4 protein-coding genes and 1 pseudogene are annotated in these 4,885 nt (G+C 50.1%); 2 read left to right on the forward strand and 3 right to left on the reverse strand.

Features of this window, described 5'->3' with window-relative positions; translation table 11 throughout:
• Positions 1–386: 386 nt before the first annotated feature.
• Entirely contained in the window at positions 387–689 is a 303-nt protein-coding gene (locus tag JXQ28_12465; protein ID MBN2278546.1) for a hypothetical protein, read from the reverse strand.
• A 704-nt stretch (positions 690–1,393) separates the two neighbouring features.
• Here JXQ28_12465 and JXQ28_12470 point away from each other — a divergent pair.
• Positions 1,394–1,753, forward strand: coding sequence for a hypothetical protein (locus JXQ28_12470; GenBank protein MBN2278547.1), 360 nt, complete (start codon positions 1,394–1,396; stop codon positions 1,751–1,753).
• A gap of 2 nt (positions 1,754–1,755) precedes the next feature.
• A complete protein-coding gene (locus JXQ28_12475; GenBank protein MBN2278548.1) occupies positions 1,756–3,999 on the forward strand; it encodes a sigma 54-interacting transcriptional regulator in 2,244 nt (747 codons plus the stop codon).
• 305 nt (positions 4,000–4,304) lie between these two features.
• Here the strand turns inward: JXQ28_12475 and JXQ28_12480 are convergent, their stop codons facing one another.
• Together JXQ28_12480 and JXQ28_12485 are read right to left on the reverse strand one after the other, a co-directional pair.
• Positions 4,305–4,538, reverse strand: a complete 234-nt coding sequence (locus JXQ28_12480; protein MBN2278549.1) for a hypothetical protein — start codon at positions 4,536–4,538, stop codon at positions 4,305–4,307.
• A gap of 15 nt (positions 4,539–4,553) precedes the next feature.
• Positions 4,554–4,751 (reverse strand): annotated as a pseudogene (locus JXQ28_12485) (transposase).
• Between the last annotated feature and the right edge of the window lie 134 nt (positions 4,752–4,885).

Consider the following 4,885-nt stretch of genomic DNA (forward strand, 5'->3'; position numbering starts at 1 on the left):
AATCCATCCTAATTATCCCCTCTTGAGAGGGGTGGATCCGCCGGAGGCATTTATGCCGCAGGCGGAGACGGGGTGTGTTATCCAATCCGCTTTACACACCCCCAAATCCCCTTTCGAGAGGGGACTTTGAATATTTTCGCCGTCAACAACCAGAGTAGGTCAGGAGCCCTGCGCTCCTGACTATTTTCTTCTACTTTGGGCTCCGGTGGCGCACTCCTTGGGGTGCGGGCCTGTTCCCCGATACTGATATTCATGGGCGGCAGACGCCTTCGAAAGTTTCTGCCGCTCACAAGGCAATAGTAAACCAGGAAACCCACCCGAAGGGTAGGCCATCCAGCCCTTTCATTTCATTTAAAATCTACAACTGGACGACTGGCCAACCCGAATCAATCAGGCCAATTCCAACCTTTCAATTCATAATAACGTTTCCTTGGCGTCGCCTTAATTGGATCAATGCCATGCTTCTTACACCAAGTGATATGGTAAATCAATCCCGATAACGGGAATAATAATGATATAATAATTGCCCAATGGCCAATAAAGAAATACAAGACAATGGTCGCCAATGCAAGAAAAGACCACTTGAATATTTTCTTCAATGGAGAAGTATTGAGCTCGAAGGGAGCAAAGACCGATGTACCTACAAGTTGTATGATAAGAAGAATACCAAGTTCCAGTTCGATACCCATTATTCCTCCCGCGTATTCGAATTTTCCCATGTCTGAAGATAGGAATCACCCGGTGAATGGAGTCATTCACCCGGGACGCCGATCTATGAGTATTTATTTATAACAATAACATACGAAAACCGGATTCCCGCTTTCGCGAGAATGACAGGAAAGGACAACCGAATTCCCGCCTTCGCTGAAATGACACTCCTGTTTGCCGGATTCCCGTTTTCGCAGAAATGACATCATAAATGTATATTATCGACGGGCCATATCCCGCTGGTGTATATACGATGGTGTGCAAATCAAACAGCGGGCGCCCCGGTTTGTTATCGAGTTAATGGTCAAGAGAACGAGATTCCTAACCTGGCATAATGAGTATAATATGCGATGGGGATATCGGCAATCGGTTTCCGGAGGAAATTTTTTCTGATAAGTATTGGTCTCGGTTTTATCCATTTAAAAGTTTTCCACATTTGCGGGCGCGAAACGTCATTAAATCAGGGCGGTAGACCTCTAAAAATGGGGAGGGAGTGTCAATTATTGTCACCGGGGAAATTCTTTAACCCGTTGCCGGGCAAAATAATTCTTGACAAGCAAGCGGTTGGTGCGTATAATTTAATAGAGATTAGCCCCGCTTCAACATGATTATCCTCAACACGCCTGCTATTATAGAGGGGAACACATTTCTTTGTTACTATAAACCAAAACCAAGGAGTAGGACAATGAAACCGATCAAAATTTTTCTGGTCCTGGTGCCGCTGATTATGCTGGTCACCACGGTTCCGGCGAACGGATTTTTCCGCTCGCTGGATATCCAGGTCCACCAGAATTACAACAATGGTGGCGACGACCATCCCTGGGGCGGCGATGAAAGCCCCGATGATATCGAAAATCTCAACAAAACAAGCGACTTCAGTTTTATCAACACCCCGCTGTTTTTCATTGAGATGCTCCGGGTGATCTATATGCCGGATTTCAATTACCAGCCGATTCTTGATGATCGCCAGGCGCGGGATAACGGCCTGCTTCCGGATACCTACAACGATAATAACGGAACCGAATCGGGAAGGAGAGGTAACTGAAGATGAGTCAAATCAACAGCGCTGACATGGAATATCGCAGGAGTTGTCAGAAGTACCTTGAGGATCTGATAGCTCGTCGGGATTTCGCGGCGGCCGGACGTTACTTTGATTCCATTCAAAGTGTCTGGAGCGGCCATTCCGATGTTACCAGCGGTATAATCATGCGTCTCGGCGCCAGGGCATTCGGCTCATCGGAGAACCTTTCCCGGGCACTGACCCTGATCCGAACCGCCATCGCCGTCATTTCCAGGGCGGACGGCGAGACCTCGGAATCGGCGGAGTGCTACATAGTACTGGGTAATATCCTTCGTGATATGGGTAAGTTCCGTGAGGCCGAAAAGGCGTATCGCGATGCAGAATCAATCTTTCGCAGAAACGACAATTTCGCTCGGGCGGGGGTGGCTCTCAACCGCCTGGCGGCGGTGCAATTCCGCAAGGGCGAGTTCGAGGCCGCTTTGAAATGCCTGCTCGAGGCGGTCGAACATGCCAAAAAAGAGGGCGATAACAAAAAGCTGGCCTACATTTTCGGTAATATCGGCCGGGTTTACACGTTGCTGGGCAAACTCAACCAGGCCGAGGAAAATATCCGGTTCAATATCAACCTGTCGTCGGAACTGGGCGACGAGGTGGAACTGGCCCGCGCCTACCTTTCGCTGGGTTATGTGAAAATCCAGAAGGGGCGCTATGATGAAGCCGAAACAGCTTTGAATGAAAGCCGGGAATATGCCTCACGTCGGCATCTGAATAAAGAAATAGTCATCTATCAGACGTATCTGGGCGAGTTGAGGCTCCGGACCGGGCGGCTTGATGAGGCCGAGGAAGCGCTGAACGAGGCAGTCGCGGGCGGAAACCGGATTGCTCCCGGTTCGCTTCTGGCGGCCCGTCCGATGCGGCATCTGGCCGAGCTGTATGTCCGGCAGAATAATATCCGCAAGGCTTTCAAGACGGCCAACCGGGCGTTGGTGATGATGAAGAAGATCGAGGACCAGGTTGAGATCGGGGCTCTCCACAAGATTATCGCCGTCTGCCATGAATGTTTCGACAACACCGACAAAGCGCGGCGATCATTCGGCCGGGCGATAGCGGTGCTTGAGGAATGCCGGGCCCGTTTCGAGCTGGCTGAAAGTCTGGCCGCGGCGGGACAATCGGCGGTCTTCGGCACCAACCAGCAAACCATGTATCTTTGCCGGGCCGAGGAAATTTTCAACACCTGCGGAATTATCAACCGGGCGACCGATATCCAGCGGCTGATTAGCTCTCTGGAAATCACCGGCCTGCCGATATCCGACAAAAAATTCGGATTCGGGGCGACCGAGTCGGGATTCCCAACCCGGAACGAGAAAATGAAACAGGTTGTCTCGCATCTGGGTCATCTTCGGGAAACGGATATCCCGATATTGATCACCGGCGAGACCGGGACCGGGAAGGATTTTCTGGCCCGCTATTTCCATGCGATGGCCCGCCCGGACGGCCCTTATGTGGCAGTCAACTGCGCGGCCGTCCCGGATACACTGATCGAATCGGAGTTGTTCGGTTACCAGAAAGGCGCTTTTACCGGGGCGGAATCGAACCGGCAGGGGCTGTTTCTGGCCGCCAACCACGGAGTTATCCTGCTCGACGAGGTGGGCGAACTTCCGCTGATGGTCCAGGCCAAACTGCTGAGTGTGCTGGAAGCCAGGAAACTCCGGCCGCTGGGAACGGCGAAGGAAATCCCGCTGGATATTATCGTTATCGCCGCCACCAACCGCGATCTGCACGAGATGGCCGAGCGGGGGGATTTCCGCCGCGATCTGTATTACCGGCTGGCGGGAATCACTTTCAGCCTGCCGCCCCTGCGCGAACGTAAGGAAGATATTCCTTATCTCCTGAAGCTGTTCATGCAACAGAGCGGTCTTCTGGCCGGTGATGGTGAACCGGAGGATGAACTGGTCCGGCAGTTTCTCGGATATGACTGGCCGGGGAATATTCGCCAGATGGAAAACAAAGTCAAGCAATTATCGGTCATGGCCTCGATGGCCAAGGACGGATCGATTGTGGAACTGGCCCGATCATTCTTCGAGACCCGGGATGAGGAGATGACCAACTCCCTGACCGAGAAGGTCGAGCAGTTCGAGAAGCAGTTATTGGTCGAGGCTCTGGTGGCCGCTCGCGGGAACAAGTCCGAGGCGGCGCGGATGCTTTCGATCCATGAATCGACTTTCCGGGCAAAGATGAAACGGTATCATCTGACCGCCCTGGCGAGTTGAAGCAGATAAAGTCTCGAGATTAAACGAGGCATCATTACTACTACCTTGGTTGGTTGACGGGCGCCCGGTTTAACCCGGCGCCTGTCGCCATAAATCTTCGACCCCTTTCCCCTTTTATTCAGTATCAGGATTAAATCCCCGGCATTGAAATGGATTGTACCTAACCGGGGGCGGGCCTATTTTGCCTCGCCGCAGGGCCCGGGGAATTTTATTTTCTACGATTTCCTCACCAACCGCAGAAAACAGGGATGACGGGATTTTTCATAGCCCGAGTAGGTCAGGAGCCTTGCGCTCCTGACTATTTATTATTCTCCAAAATCCCCCTTTTCAAATATTATCTCACTCAAATCCCAATCTTTCGGATAATAAGCATCCTCAAAATAAATTTTAAAAGATGAATGCGGCCATTCACCCGGGGTTTTGACATATCCATGTTTCACCGGATTGATATGAATATAATCCATATGTCGATTCAAATCATCAATATCCCTTATAATATGATCCCAAAAACGGTTTTGCCATGTTTTTCCGCTTTTCAAATTATACCTGGCCTGCTACGACATGGAAAAACTCATTTTTATTCGCTGCAGTATATTGGAAATTTTATAATCCTGTGGCTCAATGATAAAATGGACATGATCTGGAATAATGACCCAGGTCATCAGATTGATATCGATATGTCTTTTTATATTCTCAATACTATTCCAGAGTAAACCAATGTTCTTGATGAGTATGGGTGCTCTTTGATGAGTATGGGTGCTCTTTGATGAGTCACATTGGTTATAAAGAAAATATCTCCTTGACGTCTTTTCATGACTGACTCCTTTGTGAAATCAGCCACAAGATACTCTCTTAGCAACTACTGTCAACTAACGGGGAGCAGTAT

The organism is Candidatus Zixiibacteriota bacterium (assembly GCA_016933955.1).
Classification (GTDB): Bacteria; Zixibacteria; MSB-5A5; order GN15; family PGXB01; genus JAFGTT01.